This window comes from Sideroxydans sp. CL21, assembly GCF_902459525.1.
Taxonomy (GTDB): domain Bacteria; phylum Pseudomonadota; class Gammaproteobacteria; order Burkholderiales; family Gallionellaceae; genus Sideroxyarcus.
This window is the reverse complement of sequence record NZ_LR699166.1, coordinates 308,518-326,007: the sequence shown is the minus strand read 5'-3', so window position 1 is coordinate 326,007 and position 17,490 is coordinate 308,518. Positions and strand designations below refer to the sequence as shown.

16 protein-coding genes are annotated in these 17,490 nt (G+C 50.8%); 8 read left to right on the top strand and 8 right to left on the bottom strand.

The annotated features are described in order from the left end of the window. The first annotated feature begins 238 nt into the window (after positions 1 to 238). From QOY30_RS01580 to QOY30_RS01560, 5 genes are all read left to right on the top strand, one after another. The gene (locus QOY30_RS01580; protein ID WP_283742887.1) at positions 239 to 1,414 is read left to right on the top strand and encodes a c-type cytochrome; all 1,176 of its coding nucleotides are present in this window, start codon (positions 239 to 241) and stop codon (positions 1,412 to 1,414) included. Further along, positions 1,411 to 2,328 carry a 4Fe-4S dicluster domain-containing protein gene (locus tag QOY30_RS01575; protein WP_283742886.1) on the top strand — a complete coding sequence of 306 codons (918 nt, stop codon included), beginning with the start codon at positions 1,411 to 1,413 and terminating at the stop codon, positions 2,326 to 2,328. The genes QOY30_RS01580 and QOY30_RS01575 overlap by 4 nt, the downstream gene beginning before the upstream one ends. Continuing rightward, positions 2,328 to 3,548, top strand: a complete 1,221-nt coding sequence (gene nrfD, locus QOY30_RS01570; RefSeq protein ID WP_283742885.1) for an NrfD/PsrC family molybdoenzyme membrane anchor subunit — start codon at positions 2,328 to 2,330, stop codon at positions 3,546 to 3,548. The genes QOY30_RS01575 and nrfD overlap by 1 nt, the downstream gene beginning before the upstream one ends. A 67-nt stretch (positions 3,549 to 3,615) precedes the next feature. Further along, positions 3,616 to 4,002: a c-type cytochrome domain-containing protein gene (locus QOY30_RS01565; protein WP_283742884.1), complete on the top strand. Its 387-nt coding sequence runs from the start codon at positions 3,616 to 3,618 to the stop codon at positions 4,000 to 4,002. A 236-nt stretch (positions 4,003 to 4,238) separates the two neighbouring features. Further along, positions 4,239 to 4,592, top strand: coding sequence for a c-type cytochrome (locus QOY30_RS01560; protein WP_283742883.1), 354 nt, complete (start codon positions 4,239 to 4,241; stop codon positions 4,590 to 4,592). Positions 4,593 to 4,693: 101 nt separating this feature from the next. On the opposite strand, the gene QOY30_RS01555 is transcribed toward QOY30_RS01560, so the two are convergent. From QOY30_RS01555 to pabB, 8 genes are all read right to left on the bottom strand, one after another. Then, positions 4,694 to 5,056, bottom strand: a complete 363-nt coding sequence (locus tag QOY30_RS01555; protein WP_283742882.1) for a hypothetical protein — start codon at positions 5,054 to 5,056, stop codon at positions 4,694 to 4,696. Positions 5,057 to 5,083: 27 nt separating this feature from the next. Then, positions 5,084 to 6,121: a permease gene (locus QOY30_RS01550; protein ID WP_283742881.1), complete on the bottom strand. Its 1,038-nt coding sequence runs from the start codon at positions 6,119 to 6,121 to the stop codon at positions 5,084 to 5,086. Between the two features lie 783 nt (positions 6,122 to 6,904). After that, the gene (locus QOY30_RS18060) at positions 6,905 to 7,156 is read right to left on the bottom strand and encodes a C-GCAxxG-C-C family protein (RefSeq protein ID WP_502958701.1); all 252 of its coding nucleotides are present in this window, start codon (positions 7,154 to 7,156) and stop codon (positions 6,905 to 6,907) included. Further along, a complete protein-coding gene (locus QOY30_RS01545) occupies positions 7,122 to 7,361 on the bottom strand; it encodes a C-GCAxxG-C-C family protein (RefSeq protein WP_283742880.1) in 240 nt (79 codons plus the stop codon). The genes QOY30_RS18060 and QOY30_RS01545 overlap by 35 nt, the downstream gene beginning before the upstream one ends. Before the next feature lie 113 nt (positions 7,362 to 7,474). Continuing rightward, a complete protein-coding gene (locus tag QOY30_RS01540; protein ID WP_283742879.1) occupies positions 7,475 to 8,035 on the bottom strand; it encodes a hypothetical protein in 561 nt (186 codons plus the stop codon). Positions 8,036 to 8,443: 408 nt separating this feature from the next. Beyond that, positions 8,444 to 9,322, bottom strand: a complete 879-nt coding sequence (gene eutC, locus QOY30_RS01535) for an ethanolamine ammonia-lyase subunit EutC (RefSeq protein ID WP_349496671.1) — start codon at positions 9,320 to 9,322, stop codon at positions 8,444 to 8,446. Then, complete coding sequence (locus tag QOY30_RS01530) at positions 9,214 to 10,611, bottom strand: ethanolamine ammonia-lyase subunit EutB (RefSeq protein WP_283742878.1); 1,398 nt, start codon at positions 10,609 to 10,611, stop codon at positions 9,214 to 9,216. Before QOY30_RS01530 ends, eutC begins: the two co-directional genes overlap by 109 nt. Before the next feature lie 215 nt (positions 10,612 to 10,826). Next, a complete protein-coding gene (pabB, locus tag QOY30_RS01525; RefSeq protein WP_283742877.1) occupies positions 10,827 to 12,218 on the bottom strand; it encodes an aminodeoxychorismate synthase component I in 1,392 nt (463 codons plus the stop codon). A 41-nt stretch (positions 12,219 to 12,259) separates the two neighbouring features. Here pabB and QOY30_RS01520 point away from each other — a divergent pair, with 41 nt between their 5' ends. The 3 genes from QOY30_RS01520 to QOY30_RS01510 all read left to right on the top strand — a co-directional run bounded on the left by QOY30_RS01520 (position 12,260) and on the right by QOY30_RS01510 (position 17,486). Continuing rightward, positions 12,260 to 12,826, top strand: coding sequence for an Ntn hydrolase family protein (locus tag QOY30_RS01520; protein WP_283742876.1), 567 nt, complete (start codon positions 12,260 to 12,262; stop codon positions 12,824 to 12,826). A 629-nt stretch (positions 12,827 to 13,455) separates the two neighbouring features. After that, positions 13,456 to 16,299 carry an EAL domain-containing protein gene (locus tag QOY30_RS01515; protein WP_283742875.1) on the top strand — a complete coding sequence of 948 codons (2,844 nt, stop codon included), beginning with the start codon at positions 13,456 to 13,458 and terminating at the stop codon, positions 16,297 to 16,299. A 281-nt stretch (positions 16,300 to 16,580) separates the two neighbouring features. Then, a complete protein-coding gene (locus tag QOY30_RS01510; protein WP_283742874.1) occupies positions 16,581 to 17,486 on the top strand; it encodes a DMT family transporter in 906 nt (301 codons plus the stop codon). The last annotated feature ends 4 nt before the right edge of the window (positions 17,487 to 17,490 follow it).

Genomic DNA, 17,490 nt, shown 5'->3' with positions numbered 1-17,490 from the left:
AAACAGAACGCTGCTGTAGCTTAGCGCCTGTCATTTATTAGATTCAAAGAACTTCAATCATGCGTGAAATGAAATTGCCCGGCGTTATGAACAACGCCGCCGTCAGAACTTTTTCTCATTTTTACGATGATGGAAATTGTTTTGAGGAAATTGCATTACGGCATGGGGAAATCATTATCTATTTTGAAGTTCAATGCTCGATGTTCAACTTGATAGTTAAGCAGTCTCGGAGGCAGTTATGCCAAAACATATAGTACGGTTGCTCGTTTTGATTGCGGTTGTTGCAATTGTTGCTTTCTCGGCAAAAAAGTTTCTTGTACCGGGTTCGTTTTATCAGTACGGACATTATCGCGGCAATGCAGTAGCGGAGATTGCTGCCAAAGTTCCAAAGCTGCAGGGGTCGGCTTCGTGCCAGTCATGTCACAAGGAGGCATATGCCGTATGGACTGGGGGCATCCACCGCAAAGCAACCAAAGATGGCGCCATTCAAGGCGTTGTCATCAAGAATGGCGTCAATTGTGAAGTTTGTCACACCGGCCCCGCAGGCAACCACCCATCCAAAGAAGCGATGCCGCTTTCTATCGAGGACAGGGTAACCACGATCACCCATAAGCATATCGATCATCCGGCAGATGTACCGGGCAGGAACCTGATGCTGTCTCCGAACGATATGCGCAACCTGTGTCTCAACTGCCACGACAAGCTGGAGGCGCGCCCTACAATGCAGCGCCAAATTGCGGTTGAAAATCATGGCGGCGCAGAGCCCTGCACCAGTTGCCACAATCCGCATTCCCCCAGAATCAATTTTGCAGATTTGCCCAGACCGCCTGTTGATCCAATAACAGGCAAGGCTCTTCCCGTGATCGCGGTAAAGGCGGGGAACGCGGCTGCAGGCAAGTCTGTGGCTGCAGCCTGTGCAGCATGCCATGGCAACTCCGGGATGAGCATTAATCCGGCATGGCCAAACCTGGCAGGTCAACATGCCGATTATTTATACAACTCACTTCAGGGATTCAAATCGGGCACACGCAAAAACGACACGATGAGCGGCATGGCGGCGGGTCTGAGCGATGCGGATATGCGGAATGTAGCTGCCTACTTTTCAAAATCAAGCTGCGGCGTCACCGGTGCAGACAAGGCGAAGGCGGAACTCGGCAAAGCCAAGGCGGCAGAGGCGGGATGTGCGGCCTGCCACAATGCCGGAGGTCTGCGCGGCACAGGTCCGGCGGGAATCAGCGCCAGTCAGGCATGGCCGAATCTGGCCGGTCAAAATGCCGCATATCTGACCGTGGCACTGAATTCATTCAAGGACGACAGTCGAAATCACGCAGTCATGTCGAGTGTGGCCAAAGCATTGTCTGACTCGGATATAGACAACCTGTCGGCTTATTTTGCCACTGTGAGTTGCAAATGAACAAATTACCGAGCGAGGAAAAAGTGACTACTCATCATACAAAATTGGAAGAGGAGGCCGGTACCTTGTCGCGCCGGGATTTTTTGGGATTCCTGGGCAAGGGCGCGGCTTGCGCAGGCGCATTCATCGGCGCGGGTGCAGCCATTGGTGCGGTAGAAGCGGAGACCGGCAAGCACGCGTTCCAACAGAATGACGCACAGTATGAGGAGGCGGTAAACAACCCGCCAAAAATTCCTGAATACAACTGGAACGACCACCAATGGGCGATGGGCGTTGATACCACGCGCTGTATTGGCTGCTTGCGTTGCATGGAAGCATGCAAAATGGAAAACAGTGTGCAGATGGACGCGAATCATCATCGAACCTGGGTTGAGCGCTATGTCTATCTGGAAGGTTCGAATACGGCATTGGTAGACAGTCAGACCGATCCGAAAAATATTGAAAATGCCGGTTCGGAAACGAAATTCCGGTTTGACGACCGCTACAGGAATGTCAAGGTCGACAAGGCGTTTTTCGTGGCCAAGCTTTGCAACCAGTGTGAGCATCCGTCGTGCGTACAGGTATGCCCGACCGGCGCCACCTTTAAATCCAAGGACGGCCCGGTGCTGATAGACACGACCTACTGCATCGGATGCCAGTATTGCGTGCAGGCATGTCCCTATGGCGCCCGGAGTTTCAATGAATCCAGGGGTACTGCCGAGAAATGCAATTGGTGCTACCACCGTATCACCAAGGGGCTTAACCCGGCATGCGTCGAGGTATGCCCGACGGGTTCACGTATTTTCGGCGACCGCAACGACCCGGAAAGCGCGGTCAGTGTTTTTATCCGCAACAACCACGTGCAAGTGCTGAAGCCGGAAATGGGTAACGCACCCAACGTGTTTTACAAGGGAACAGACAAGGAGGTGGTTTGATGGAACACGTATTCGAGCACGTCACTCCGTATGTCGGATACGTTTATCCAAACGAAACCGATTTTGCGTGGAGCCAACTCATCGTAATTTACCCCTACATCACCGGGCTGGTCGCGGGTGCGTTTGTAATTTCCAGTCTTCACCATGTGTTTAACATTAAGAGTTTCGCTCCGATCTCCAGGTTCGCACTGCTGACCGCGTTGTGCTTTATGTTCTTTGCGCCGACTCCCCTGCTGTTTCACCTGGGGCAGCCTACCCGTGCGTTCAACGCGGTAATAACGCCGCACTGGACTTCCGCGATGGCGGCGTTCGGCTATGTTGCCGGGTTTTACCTGTGTCTTTTGCTGCTGGAAACCTGGTTCGCCTTCCGTGCCGATATCGTCGCAATGTCCAAGAGCAAAACCGGCATTATGCGCAAAGTTTACGGTTGGCTGACTTTGGGATCGGATGATGTATCACCGCGCTCACTGGCTATCGATCATAAATTCGCCCGCATCCTGTCGATGATAGGCATACCCAGCGCATGCGGGCTGCACGGGTACGTTGGATTCGTGTTCGGCTCGCTGAAAACGCGCGAATGGTGGTCATCCGATCTGATGCCGGTCATTTTCCTGTTGTCGGCAGTGGGTTCGGGAGTCGGGCTGTTGATCGTGCTGTATGTGATCGTGTCCAAGGTCCGCAAAACAGAGATTGCCGACGATACCATGCGGGGGTTGTTGTACGTCCTGTTTACTGCCATCACCGTCGTGATGGTGATTGAAGGCCTGGAATTGCTGGAAATATTCTACAAGGCCCGCGAAGGTGTCGAAACCGTACGACAGCTGATCATGGGGCCGATTTGGGCCGGCATGGCGATTCAATGGGCAATGTCTCTGTTCGTTCTGGCAGTCACTTCTGCATTGCTTGTCTTTGATGTGCATGGAAAGCGTTTGGTTACCTGGCTCTTCCTGAGCGGGTTATCCATCATGATTGGCGTGCTGGCGATGCGCTGGAACGTGGTGATAGGCGGACAGGAATTGTCCAAGACCATGAAAGGGTTGCTGACCTTCTACCCGGAAGTGTTCGGTCGGGAAAGTTTGTTCGTCGTTGGAATCATTTCAATTTGTCCTTATGTCATGTTGTGGCTGGTAACGAAATTGTTGCCGCCCTGGGAGAAAAACAAAACCGTCGTTGAACAGGCATCAGGTATTTCTTTGAACAAGCGGCATTCTGTTGTGTGACATGTAACGCGTAACTCGTAGCTTTGTTTGTTTTTTATTTATAAATATTCACTTTGTGAGGTGCTATATGAAAAACGATATATTTTTAGCTAGCCTGGCCCTTGTTGCATCGCTTCTGGTTATTGCATTCCCGGTGCAGGCACAAGAAGAAGTGGGCTTCAAGGCCGATATACATCCAATACTTCATGACTACTGTTTGAGCTGCCACCAACCCGGAGGCAAAGGTTACGAGGCAAGCGGGCTAGACATGACCACATACAAGAGCCTGATGAAGGGTACCAAGTTCGGGTCGGTTATCAAACCGGGCGACAGCTTTACCAGTGTCCTGATTCAGCTTGTCGAAGGGCGTGCCCATGCTTCCATCAAGATGCCTTTGGGAATGGATGGCGGCCTCTCCAAGAAGAACATCAATTTGCTCAAAAAATGGGTGGATCAAGGTGCAAAGGACAATTGATAGCCTGAAATATTTATTGAAGTGCAATTCAGTGATTGGCGGGTTGTTTTTGTAAATAAGCAAGCTTTGCAGTTTTTTGATAAGGCCTGTCCGCGACAACTTTAACAATGGTCTCGCGGATTGGTTTTTCAGGCGACCGCGCAAATCTGGTTAGGCTGTGTCTCAAACATTGTCAATGTATCGATTGTTCATTGAGACACAAATGTGATATTCAAATTAACGGAGAGATAGAGATTATGAAATCAATTATCGTAAACATGACAGTGGCAGCAGGACTCATGGTTGCCGGAACCGCAATGGCGACCGACATGCCTGATCTGGCCAAAAAAAATAGCTGCACCGCTTGTCATGCAATTGACAAAAAATTGCTCGGTCCGGCTTTTATGGATATTTCCAAAAAATACAAAGGTGCAAAGACTTACTCATTCAAAGGCAAGGAATATCCTTTGGTTGAAGGCCTGATGATGAAGGTATCTCAAGGCGGTTCAGGCAACTGGGGTTCTATGGCAATGGCGCCTACCGACCCGTCAGGCCAGAAACAAGGTGAAATTAAAGAATTGGTCGAATTTGTACTTGGCTTGGCCAAGTAAGTTAGGACGCGCTTTATTCGGCCGACCACTGCCGACAGAGCGTCCTTGTGTGTCGTCGGGCCACAGGTGGAAATCGCTGATAAATCCGCAGTTGTGGTTCGTCATTCGCTGGCGGATCGGGTTGTTGGGCTCGGCGCGACATGCGGGATGCGCGGAGATCTGGAGTTCGCCCATCCTGCTATTGATCGATATTGCAACTTGACTTGCTTTTGGGTGTGTTCCAGGCACCGTTCAATTTCAAGCTGATCGAACTGGGTCCCTGCTTTGGATCTCAGCCGGATGCTGATCTTCCCGTTTAGTTGCTCGACTTGAAGAGATTCGAGTTTTCGATACTCCTGCGTGGGACAGGAACAGCGACCATCCTGGCATTCCTGAATTGCTTCTAAAAGCTGTTTTTCTTTGCCCTCCACTCCGGCAATCCTGACTTCCAATCCGTCCGGCTGCTTTGAGATATTGTATTTCACGATGCCTCCGTTAAATCAGTTCAAAATTTAAAACACAATCATCGCGACAAGACCGCCAACAATTCCTGAAAGTGCAACGCCGGTGGCGATCACGAGACGGGTTCGCACACTGAAGACGCGACCGAGCATGACCAGCGAAGGCAGGCTGACGGCAGGCAGCGTCATGATGAGCGCTCCGGCAGGTCCCGCGCCCATGCCCAACGCAAACATCGCCTGCACAATGGGCACCTCTCCCGCCGTTGGGATGACAAACAGCGTACCGGCGAGTGCCATCGCAACGATCCAGCCGATGCCATCATGCGCACCCAGCACCGGGAAAAGCCAGGCCCTGGCGGCACCCAGCAAAAGGACAAGAACGAGATACTCGGGCAAGAGTCTGATCGCAAGCGTCATGAATTCCCGCGACCAACGAGCCAACAGGCTGAGTTTTGAAGACTCGGCTTCAGGAGTCAAATCCTGATCGAGGGTAACGACTTCGTCTGGCCCGGCATAACGCTCTGCCAGATAAGCCACCCCAAGCACCATCGCAATGCCGAACACAATCCTGAAGAGAGTCCACCCCCATCCCAGCACGAATCCCATGAACACCAGAGTTGCCGGATTCAGCACCGGGTTCGATATCCACCAGGACACCACACTGCCGACCGACGCGCGGCTTTGCCGCATACCGGCGGCCACGGGTGCTGCGCAACAGGTGCACATCATGCTGGGAATGGCGAAAAGGCTGCCCAAAGCGACGCTTCTGAAACCCAGGCGTCCAAGCACCGCACTTACCCAGCGACTCGGCAACAGCACCTTAATGCCGGAACCCAGAACGAGCCCCAGAACAAGTGCCTGCCAGATTGCCTTGCCATAAGCCATGGCGTAATCCGCTGCGGCATTCCAGGATGCGGGCGGGGCATAGGAGGATTTCCCAGAAAGAATCGAATCGCCTATGGCGTGATGGCTCTGGGCAAAGAATGCCTTGGCATAATAAGGAAGCCATTTCACATAGGCGAACCCGGCTATGGCAACGAAGGCAAAAATCATTACACCGGCAAGAGGGGGCAGGGATTTTTCTTTCAATCTGGTGTGCAAAGTAAAATTTCTTTCTTTAAGGGAATATCGGAAATAAGCCCGGCCAATTGCCGCATTCAGGGTTTGCGTATTCCGTCGAATCTGATCACTCAGTCCGGCAACGTGATCTCTCAGTCTGATTATTCTGCGCAGTTGACAGCTGTGAGTGCATTGCCGACGTATTGCGGTGAGGCTAACACCCGGCCCAGGATTCCGCAATCGACCCGCACCCGACCTTTGAGGTGGAGAATCTGAACGACCGCTTTACACTTAGCCGTCATTTGATTTTCACAAATTATCGAGGCGGCCATGTTACCCAGTCCCACAAAGTCTTCCATTGGCACCATCTGGGGATTTCTCGAAAAAAGAAATATAGGAAGCCACCAGCCCCGATAATCGATGAGCTTAAGAGAATTAGCAGGATGATTATGGGTGGAAAATAATTTGATGGCCTAAATATAATAGACACAATCAACAGAGTAACTTATGGCCATTAGTTCAAGAAGAAAGCCAGACAGAAAAGCTTTTCGCATCTTTAGTAAGTCAGGCTGATTATTAGCGATCACGCCCCAAAGAAGTAAATACAAAAATGTTGCAAATGCCACAAATAGAATCGGGGCCAGAAAAAATATGAATATCTCGATTAGAAATCCTGCCAAGCCGCCTATCATATTGACTGTATCCGTTCCTAATTGGAAGTACATCTCGAATGACCGTTTCTGGCTGATTTGCGTCTGTCATGTATTACTTATGCCAGTGTCGGCAATGCGCTCAACTTCAGTCACTCAACTTTCATTTAGTTTCTGAAATAATGCGTGCGGAGATTTCAGCCGCCTTGCCGGTATATTTAAAACAACGTTGTTGCCCCAAACGATTATCGCGAAACGTTGCTTGTCCTTCCGGAGTATTTAGGTCACAACCTAGCAGAACGTGACAGTCACGAGCTCCGAATTCCTTTTCAAATTCCTTAATAAGGCGCTGAGTAGCGTCATATGACGGCTTTACCGAGTCATCTGCTTTTGATCGACCAAGAGCAAGGAACACCCATAATCGCGCCAGTGAGAGCGCCACAAGTTCCGCTGGTGCGTGCCATGCCGCTGCAAAAAGCAGTCGCCATTTTTGGCAACAATTCAGAATTCACGCCCTGAGCTTTGGCAAGTGCAAGCAAAACACTTTCTGCGCAATATAAACCAGAGCTGAATGATTCCTCTGCGGATTCTCGGACATTAGCAACGAATTGTGATTCCATGTTGGCTCCTATGTACTACATCTCTGTGACTTTATAGATCCGCTTAGCATGTCTTTTATTGGCCGCATTCTGCCCCATGTTTATCATTCCAGCCAATGACCGTTGCTCACCCATTAGCGGACTGTCTTATTGTGTTCCAGGTTGGCACGAACCTCAGTAATCAGCACTGAAATAAATAAGGGAAGTATCAACGAGACTGCGCTACAGTGAACAAGAAACATAGCAATCCGATCCTTTGTTGGAACGAAGTTTCCCAATATAGAAGGCTGCTTCAGATTGATGCCTGTGTACCAAACGTAAGCTAAAGTAAATATCAATGCTCCAACTATAAGCGAATAGTCGGATGTCTTTCCTTGCGTTTCCAATCTAGCCGCTCTTCTTTGCAAGTAGGCCGCATAGCCTTGGTAATTGATGTGCGTGAACCACAACATAAAATTGATTGAAAAAGCAATAGGACTCAACGTCCAAAATACAAACATGGAATTCTTGAAGCTCGCTTCATTCACGTAATGCTGCACGAAATTTGGAAGATTCTGGATGTATGAAATTGCATTAATCCCGAATCCTTCCCATATTGATTCTGGCACAAATACGATACTGGCTTGTATTAAGCAAACAAATGATACGTACCGAGGGAACCCAGATTTCACGCCAAGATTAAATAGCCATTCCATCTACAATTCCTAAATTATTGCAAAATTGGAGGACACCCGCGACCGTCCGGTTCTTGGCCGTGATTTGCCGAATTCTCCTCGCAATTTTGACTGGCGGCAATGTTGCAGGGAGCGGACATTGCTTATCCCAATTCGAAGCTCCGCTGATGGCACCCAGCGGTAATTCACGTTGCCATTCTGCCTGCCGCGAAGCAGCCACGATGGCTGTTGGCGAAACTGGGCCTGTCATCTTGACTAGATCGCTACCCATTCTACGGCTGCATTTATGCCAAAAACCAGCCGACCGTAATTTCCGGTGCTCATGATCGGCGGATTGAGTGATCAGATCAAACCCGAATCGCTGATCACGTCCTACCGAATCAGGTGATCACGAGTGGCCGGAATACTCAGGGTTGAAGTTTCAAATATCTATTCAAGTGAGTTCTGGGCAGCTGGCTCTTGAATTTCACTCTCGTCATTCAATGCAACACCGGAAACTTTCAGCTGCATGGCTGTTTTCACCAGCCACATCAGTTTTTTTGCAGCTATGGCGTATTGCAAACCCTCCGGACGCACGTTTGAAATGCAATTGCGGTCTGCGTCGCTACAATTTACATTAGGCGAATAAGTCAGATAAATGCCCAAACTATCAGGCGAACTCAATCCCGGGCGTTCGCCGATCAGCATGGCAACCATGCGCGCTCCCATAATTTCTCCAACCTCATCCGCCAGTGCAACCCGCGCCTGTTCAACAATTGCGACAGGCCCCACAGTCCATGATTCCGGGATGCATTTCTGCAACTCCGACATCAGTGGCACCGCATGGCGTTGAATAGCCAGCGATGACAAGCCATCGCCAATCACTATCATGAAGTCGATACCGCCCGGCCGTTCGCACGCCTGCAGATGCCGCTTGCTTTCATCGTTCAGTCTGCGGCCCAAATCCGGTCTCAGCAAATAGGTGTGACGATTCTGCGCCTTGCTATGCAATTGCATGGTTGAAAATCCAAGTGACCGGATACCCGCATCCATGGCATCCGTATCAAGCGCCAGATGGACGGCATCACGGGCCATCGCGTGAGACAAACCGAAGTCCAGCACCGCTTTGGTAGGAAGGCTGCTGCCCGCTCTCCCCAAAGCAATGCGAGCTCCGGTGAATCGCTTCAATTCCTGCCACGGATCGTCTGCAGGCAATTGGTTCATGAGGCCGACAACAGATTCTTTGGCATGCTTTTCAACATCCTGTTGGCTTGAGTTACCGGCTGGACCTGCCCTTTGCTGTCCATGATATTCATTGATTTCAGCCAATTTTCATACTCCGGCGCGACTTTCAAACCGAGCAGTTTGCGCAGATAAAGTATGTCATGGAAAGAAGTCGTTTGATAGTTCAGCATGATGTCGTCCGCACCCGGGATGCCCATGATGAAAGTCACCCCCGCATTGGCGAGCAAGGTCATCAATGTATCCATATCATCCTGGTCTGCCTCGGCGTGGTTGGTGTAGCACACATCGCAACCCAGCGGCACTCCCAGCAGTTTGCCGCAAAAGTGATCCTCCAATCCTGCGCGAATTATCTGTTTCCCGTCGTATAAATATTCCGGACCGATAAAGCCCACCACGGTGTTGGTCAGCAACGGGGAAAAATGACGGGCAACCGCATAGGCACGGGCTTCACAAGTTTGCTGATCAACTCCAAAATTGGCACTGGCAGAAAGTACGGAGCCTTGACCGGTTTCAAAATACATCACGTTATTACCCACTGTGCCACGGTTAAGCGAGAGTGCCGCTTGTCGTGCCTCACTCAAAATAGCCAGATTGATACCGAAACTCTTGTTGGCTTTTTCTGTGCCGGCAATGGATTGAAAGACCAGGTCCACCGGCGCACCCTTTTCAATGAGCTTAATCTGGTTGGTGACATGAGTCAGGATGCAGGACTGCGTAGGAATGCCATACTGGTTGATTACCTCATCTACCAGGCAATACAGATTCATGAGCGTTGGAATGCTATCGGAAGCCGGATTGATCCCGATTACTGCATCGCCTGCGCCATACAGAAGCCCGTCCAGCATGGAGGCAGCGATGCCCTGCAGATCATCAGTGGGATGGTTGGGTTGCAGGCGCGACGACAGATGGCCCGGCAAACCGATCGTGTCCCGAAATGCCGTGACTACCCCGCACTTTTTGGCAACCAGTATCAAATCCTGATTGCGCATAAGCTTGCTAACGGCTGCCGCCATTTCCGGAGTGGTGCCAGATGCTATCCGTTTTAATGTGACCGGATCCGCCGTGTCTGAAAGCAACCAGTTGCGAAAATCACCCACGGTGAGATGACTTATTTCCGCAAAAGCCTGCTGATCATGGCTATCAATGATCAGCCGGGACACCTCATCGGCCTCATAGGGAATGAGCAACTCTTCGAGAAAGTGCTTGAGTGGTATTTCTGCCAAACACATTCTGGCAGCCATACGCTCGGCATAAGTTTCCGCAGCCACCCCTCCCAGGTAGTCTCCCGAACGCGCCGGAGTGGCTTTGGCCATGACTTCTTTGAGCGAACTGAAAAGGTAGGTCGTTGCACCCACACAGTGCCGATACACCATGCTATCTCCAAGAAAGAAGTCCTGTTTGATGCAATTTGGAATTGCGGCTGGCAATTGCCCGAACCGGAGGAAACCAGCAAACGACTTATTGGCCGCATCACTCGCCATGAACTCATAGTCAGCGAGCTTCTGTTCCCGGTTGGGAACGCAGTCATTTATACACACTCAATTCCACAAAGGCAAAAAATCAGGCACCGGGAAAATATTCTGCTTTATCAGCCCGGCGTTTGTTCATCCAGCTGTCCGCCAAACCGTTGCAGCAATTCCAGCATTGCAGCCGCTTTATCCAGCGTTTCCTGATACTCCGCCTCGCACCCGGAATCGGCCACGATGCCGCCTCCCGCCCAGCAGCGAATCTCATTGTCCGAATACACCAATGTTCGAATGACGATGTTGGTGTCCATGTTGCCGTCGCATCCGACATAGCCGATGGTTCCGCAATACACCCCGCGCCGGTGCGGCTCGAGTTGTTCGATGATCTCCATTGCGCGTTGTTTCGGTGCTCCCGTTATTGAGCCCCCGGGAAAACAGCCACTCAACACATCGAGTGCATCGTTCCCTTTTTTCAATTTGCCTTCCACGGTGCTGACCAGGTGATGCACGTTGGCAAAACTCTCCACTTCGAACAGTTTCGGTACGCGTATGGAACCTGTTTCGCAGCTTATGCCAAGGTCGTTGCGCAGAAGATCCACGATCATCAGGTTTTCCGCACGATCCTTGGGATGGCAATACAGCTCTTCTGCCAGTCGGGCATCTTCAACCTTATCGGCATTGCGTGCCCGTGTGCCTTTGATCGGCTTGGTTTCCACCCTACCCTGTTGCACCTGCAGAAAGCGTTCCGGGGAAGCGCATAAAATCCGGGCTTGCGGCCAATCCAGAAACGCGGAATACGGCGCGGGACTTAATTTCCGCAGCTCAAGATATGCAGCGTAGGCATCCCCCGATGCCTGCGCCGAATAGCGTTGTGCAAGATTGACCTGGTAGCAATCGCCCTCATGCAGATATTTCTGCACCGCATTGAACGCGTTTCGATAAGTAGTCTGCGTAAAGTTGGAAGCGATTTTTCCATCTACCCTGAAAGAAGATTTCTCTTCCTTTGCGTTGAAAAAAGCAGCCCCTTGAATCCGCTCCATAATCTGCGGCAATATTTTTGCAGTTTCTGCGTATCGCTGTCGCGACACCAACCGCGCATTCAGTTCGAAGTGATCGAGAATAATCGCCCAGTCGTATATGCCGACCGCCATCTCCGGCAAATGCTCGCCGTCTTGAGCGATCTCCGGAATGACGTGATAACGGCGTGCGAGGTCGTAACTCCAGTATCCCAATACACCCCCGGCAAAAGGAATGTCCGGCACAGGTGTTATCGGCTCTCCCAGCAGTTCACGTATCAGCAGGAAAACATCCTTTTCCGAACGGCGCACACCGGAAGCATCGCGTATCTCTGTCCGCGCGCCTGTCGTTACAAGGGTGGCAACAGGCTGCGCGACGAGGATGTCAAAGCGCCCGCTTCCGCCGCTGTCCAGCCATGCAGCCCATGGCAGATCGCGAATCGCCGCAAAGTAGGCGTCGGCATCGGTTTGATAAGGGAGCGGGGAGCTATACAGCATCAATGATAAAATCGTGTACGGACCAATAAGGAAAACTTCACATGACCACCATCGTCGCTGTCAAAAAGAACGGATACGTCGCCATCGCGGCAGATACCCTGACCACCTTCGGCAACACCCGTCTGCACGCCTCGCACGACGCCTCGCACGACAAGATACTGCGCATCGGCGACAGCTATGTCGGCGTGTGCGGCAGCGCCGCGCACCATCTGGTATTGTCCAGCCTGCTCGCCAAGACACCAGACGTACAGCTTAACAGCAAGGCCGCGATTTTCGAAACGTTCCGCAAGCTGCATCCGATCCTCAAGGAAGAATGTTTCCTGAACCCCAAGGAAGACGAGGAAGATCCCTACGAGTCGAGCCAGATCACCGCGCTGATCGCCAACTCCCACGGCATCTTCGCCATCTATTCGATGCGCGAAGTGTTCGAATACACCCAGTACTGGGCAATCGGCTCCGGCAATGAATTTTCGCTCGGCGCCATGCACCAGGCCTACGCGCGCTGCGACGACGCGGCGGAAATCGCCCAGGCCGGTGTGGATGCCGGAATCGCGTTCGACAAGAACAGTGCTGCTCCGGTCACCTTGTACAAGGTGAAGCTGGACTGAGTTCCCGCTGCAAAATGATGAAATAATTGCCAAACTCGAATATCTCTTCGTTCACTTTTTCTGCTGCAATTCAAACTTGTTCGCAACCAACTACAACATCGTTCCAGCTTCAATGTTGTCTGCGTACTTGTAATACACAATAGTGAGCGGCTGGCTCGCGGTGATATCTCACACTGCGACGCGGACTGCCTTGCAGAACACCGGTCGAAATGACTCCATTCGTATCTCGATCTATCCTATTTTTTGCTTGGGGTTGCCGTTGTCGGACGAAAACCTGATGTTTGCTGCGCCAAGGGGTGGGAGCATACGTTTTATCTGCGAAGCGGGTTGAGCGGATTATGAGTTATTCAAGAGTGGCAAAAGCGCATGACATGCTTGTTCCCTTCAACTCAAACTCCTTTCCAGCTCAGCTAGCCACCCCTGTTAGAGAAGCAGTCGTTGGCGCAAACTTCGATAAACAGGCAGAATCCGGAGACATTCACGATTCCCTTCCAATCTTGGACGATTGAGAAGGTTTCATGATGGCATTTTGCTTGTGATAATCTTGTTTGCAGTTAAAACAATTATGGTATATGCAACGAATAGATAATCTTGGTCTTTTTTGGCTTCACCCCCAGTATCGAAATGCCATGCTCAATATGGCAAAGATATTACTGGTTCTTGTATTCATCCAACTGTTGGCCTGGATGTTACCAGCCTGGCCCCATTCTAAAGACATCCCGTATTACCTTCCTCTGCATACCCTTTTAGAGACCGTATCCATCATAGTGTCCATCATGGTATTTGCAGTCGGCTGGAATTCGAAAGGCAGGCTACTTTCCGGGAATATTATATTGCTTGCCTGTGCGTTCTTTTCTGTGGGTGTACTCGATTTTTCTCACACAATGTCCTACGGCAGCATGCCCGATTTCTTCTCTCCGAACGATCAGCAAAAACACCTGAACTTTTGGTTGTCAGCAAGAATCCTGGCTGCTACCGCTCTGCTCGTTGTATCCATCAGAGAATGGAAACCGCTACATTCGAAGGCATCCGGCTACTTGATTTTCAGCTCATTATTAATTTTGACATTGATCATAAATTGGGCCGTGGTTTATCACCAAACTTGGTTTCCTGACACATTCATTCTGGGGCAAGGACTGACGCCATTCAAAAAAAACGTTGAATACATCGTTATTTTGACCAACCTGGCCACCGCCGCAATCCTGTATTCCAAGATGCGAAGGCCACAGACATTCAAAGTGGTTCTGATGTTCGGTGCAGTGTGTACCTTGGCGATGAGCGAGTTCTTCTTCACGCTCTATACCACAATGACCGGTGGCTACAACGTGCTGGGGCATATTTACAAGGTAATCGCTTACTTGTTCATATACCGCGCTGTCGTTGTCGAGGTCATCGAAGAGCCATATAACTTGCTGGAACTGGCTAAAAATAAATTCAGTTACATTTTTGATTCAGTCAACGATGGTATCGAGCTGCTATCAATGGATGGCCGCATTGTTGATGCCAATCGGCTGGATTATGAGCGCTTGGGTTACACAAGAGAAGAAGTCATAGGTAAGCCCCTTGTTCAATTTAGCAGTTCCAAATATGGCCCAAAAATACCGTATAGAATTGAACAGATAGCAAAAACAGGTCTTGCCACTTTTGAATCTGCACGAGTTCGCAAAGATGGTTCGGTCATCCCCGTTGAAATCAATGCCCGTCTCGTCGAATTGGATGCGCAGCAAGTATTTCTGTGCATCTGCCGCGACATAACAGATCGCAAGCATGCGGATGCTGACTTGAGAAAATACAAAGCGGTACTGGAAACCACGCATGATGGTTTCCTGATAGTTGACTCAATGGGATTTTTGCTTGAAGCCAATAAAGCATATTCCGACATCAGCGGATATGCATTGGATGAGCTAAAAGGCATGAATATCGCTCAACTTGAAGCCGGGAAACAAGCAGGCAACGAAGTTAAAAAGTATATCGCTACAGCCGCTGCACAAGGTTACGATATATTTGAGACACAGCACCGCCATAAGAATGGACATGCAATTAGTATTGAGGTGTCCATTTCTTTAATTCCGGAATCGAACCAGTTTGTTGCATTCTGCCGCGACATCACTTCACGCAAAAAAGCAGAAGAAAATATTCAGCTCCTCGCATTCTACGATCAGCTTACTCACCTACCCAATCGTCGTCTTTTGTTGGACCGGCTACAGCAAGCATTGGCTGCAAGTGCGCGAAGCGAAAAGAAAGGCGCACTCATCTTTATAGACTTGGATAATTTCAAGTCTCTCAACGATACTCTTGGGCACAATGTTGGAGATCTGCTTTTGCAGAAAGTCGCCGAACGTTTGACCACTTGCGTCCGCGATGGCGATACCGTTGCCCGATTGGGAGGGGATGAGTTCGTTGTGATGCTTGAAGACTTAAGCGAAATGGAGTTTGAAGCCGCAACGAAAACGGAAATTGTCGTCCATAAGATCCTTTTTACTCTAAACCGACTATATCAATTCGACACCCACGCATACCACAATACTCCCAGTATCGGTGCCACCCTGTTTGGAAAACACACGGACGGAGTGGAAGAAGTTTTAAAGCAAGCCGACATAGCCATGTATCAGGCAAAGGCTGCCGGTCGCAACACCTTTCGTTTCTTTGATGTGGAAATGCAGCAGGCAATCAGCGATCAGGTTAAATTGGAAGCCGAGTTGCAACAAGCGCTTAAACTGAAACAGTTTCAATTGCATTACCAGATTCAAGTGGATGAATTGTATCGCCCTGTCGGCGCCGAGGCATTGATTCGCTGGATACACCCTGAACGGGGTTTGATATCTCCCGGAGAATTCATCCCGCTGGCTGAAAAAACGCTTCAGATATTGCCCATCGGACAATGGGTACTCGATTCCGCCTGTGCCCAGCTCAAGGTTTGGCAACAGGACGAACTCACCCGACACCTGACATTGTCCATCAATGTAAGTGCCAAACAATTTCAAAGACCTAACTTCGTGGAACTGGTACAAGATGCGGTGGAAAGTCATGCCATCAATCCGAATCTGCTCAAACTGGAACCGACGGAAAGTATCCTGCTTGAGAATATTCAAGATACCGTAACAACCATGAATGCCCTGAAAGCGATTGGCATCCACTTCGCTTTGGACGACTTCGGCACTGGATTCTCGTCGTTGCAATATCTCAAACGTTTGCCGCTTAATCAGCTTAAGATCGATCAGTCATTCGTTAGAGATCTAGTGTCGGATAATAGCGATCAGGCAATCGTGCGCACCATCATCGCCATGGCGCATAGTCTGAATCTTGAGGTCATTGCCGAAGGCGTTGAAACGGTAGCTCAGCGGCAATTGCTACTGGCAAATGGGTGCAAGCTTTACCAAGGGTATCTGTTTGGGAAACCAGTGCCGATTGGGCAATTTGAATCTTTACTCGATCAGTCATTGAGGCCAGCACCAACCAACTATGAAATTTAGCAAAGATCGACGTCCGCTTTTGCGGAGCGTGGAATGTCGCAAAAGGTTCTGCCAATTGCCACCATCCGCATTCGGGCATTCCTATCTCCAATTACTTGGACGCTAGGCGGCAAAAAGACTGCAACAATCTGGCAGCCAGTTTCAGATAAAGTGTGAGCTTCTACACATCATCATTTATCCCGGCGTTTCCAGTCCTGCTCCCAATAATGTTTTGTCTGCACCTGCAATTGCTTAAACCGATTCCTCATGCATAATGCATTTTTCCAACCGTAAACGGTCGCATGTTCTCGCGCTTCAAACACCCCTACCTGCTGCTCATACTGACCACCCTCTTCTGGTCCGGCAATATGGTGATAGGCCGCGCCATCCGCGGCGACGTGCCGCCGCTTTCGCTGGCCTTCTGGCGCTGGACCATTGCGCTGGCGTTCACCCTGCCGCTGGCGTTGCCCCATCTGCGTAGCCAATGGCCGCAGCTCAAGCGGGGCTGGAAAGCCATTCTCGTTCTCGGCTTGCTCGGGGTCGGCAGTTACAACACACTGGCCTACATCGCCCTGCAATACACGACGGCGACCAACGCCGTACTGCTCAATTCCTTTATCCCGGTCGTCACCATCGCGTTGTCCTGGGCCTTCCTGAAGAAGCAGCTGCATGGTGTCGAATGGTTCGGCGTCCTGCTCTCGCTGTCCGGCGTGGTGACCATCGTCTCCCATGGCCATCTGGCCACGCTGACCGGACTGTCGCTGAATATCGGTGACCTGTGGATGCTCGTGGCGGTACTCACCTGGGCGCTCTATACCATCGGCCTGCATTGGCGCCCGAGCGGCGTTCATCCGATGCTGATGCTCGCCGCCTTCACTGTTGTCGGCCTGCTCGCCCTTGCGCCGGCCTATGCGTGGGAAATGATCCAGGGCAGGACGATCAAACTCAACGCCGGCTCGCTGGCAGGCATTGCCTATACCGGATTGTTCCCCGGCTTCCTCGGCTACGTCTTTTACAACCGGGCGGTCGGCGAGGTCGGCGCCAGCAAGGCCAGCCTGTTCATCCACCTGATGCCGGTCTTCGGCACCATTCTCTCGGCGGTTTTCCTGAACGAGATCCCGCAGACCTATCACTACGTCGGCATCGTGCTGATCTTCTCGGGTATATACCTGACCACTGCAGCGCTGCCGCAATTGAAGCGACAGTGATCGA